At 71.7% G+C, this 1,077-nt stretch carries 1 protein-coding gene and 1 pseudogene; one reads left to right on the top strand and one right to left on the bottom strand.

What is annotated here, in order from left to right; translation table 11 throughout:
- Positions 1–598: transglycosylase SLT domain-containing protein (locus tag AC2W7C_RS18320; protein ID WP_486002622.1), on the bottom strand; the 598-nt coding region annotated here is incomplete at its 3' end.
- A 168-nt stretch (positions 599–766) separates the two neighbouring features.
- Here AC2W7C_RS18320 and AC2W7C_RS18315 point away from each other — a divergent pair.
- Positions 767–1,077: pseudogene (locus tag AC2W7C_RS18315) on the top strand (energy transducer TonB family protein); the annotation flags it as partial.

Genomic DNA, 1,077 nt, shown 5'->3' with positions numbered 1-1,077 from the left:
CGGCCGCGCGCTGCAGGTTGGCGTGCACCTCGGCGACCGTCGCCGCCCGGCCGTCGCGGTAGAAGATCGAGCGATTGGCGCCCGCGGCCTCGGGGAAGATGGCCGCCGCGCTGGCGCCCGGACGCCGGTCCATGGCCTCCATCAGCTGGGCGGCCCCCGCCGGCCCCAGGAAGTGGGCGGCGTACAGGTCGCCGGCCCCCGGCTCGCGGCCGGTGCGGCCTCTCAGATAGGCGGCGTTGGACGCGGTCAGCTCTCCGGCCATCACCGAGGCCGCCTGAGCGTCGTAGCGCAGGTCCAGCACCACGTTGCGGGCCGAGCCTTCCACCCGCCAGCGGCCATCCCCGCCGCGGTAGATCAGGTCGGCGTACTGGCCGTAGCCGTGCTTGGCGCCGTGCGCCTTCACCGTCGCCAACCAGGTCTGCTCGATGAACTGGAACAGGCCGGCGGCGGACGAGGTGCGGGCCCGCGCGGACGGGTTCATCGCGCTCTCGCGCCGGGCGGTGCGCACCAGGAAGTCGGCGTCCACACCCGTCGCGCTGGACGCACGCCGGATGGCCGCCTCAACCCCGCCTGACGATGGAATCGCCCCGATGGTCATAATCGTTAACGCTGGTCGACTCTGGTTAACCGAACCTTAACGTGACCTTCCCGCCACGCTCGAACCGGTGCGCAATCCGGTCCGATCCCCGCCGCAAACCCGCCGCAACGGCAGCGCTTGCTTCTCCCAAGGGACGCTGTGGGGACGGCGAATGCAGGGAGAACGGCCATGATGATCAGAACCGCGAGCGGACCCGGATTGGTGAGCCCCATCGACTTCCACGAGCGGCGCGCGCCGCGTCTCTCAAGCGGGGCGTGGGTCGCCATCGGCATAGTGGCGGCGGCCCACATTGGCGTGGGGGTCGGCCTTTACTACCAACGGTTTGAGCTGCGGGCTCCGCCGGCGGTGATCACCCCCACCCCGCCCCTCGACGTGACGATGCTGCGCCCCTTGCCGCCGCCCGAACCGGCGGAGCGCAAGCCCGCGGCCGCCAATCCGCCGCTGAACCGGCCCGACGTGATCGTCCCCTCGGACGTGGA

This window comes from Brevundimonas sp. CURTG3B2_SDJG (assembly GCF_057364705.1).
This window is presented reverse-complemented; position numbering and strand designations above follow the sequence as displayed.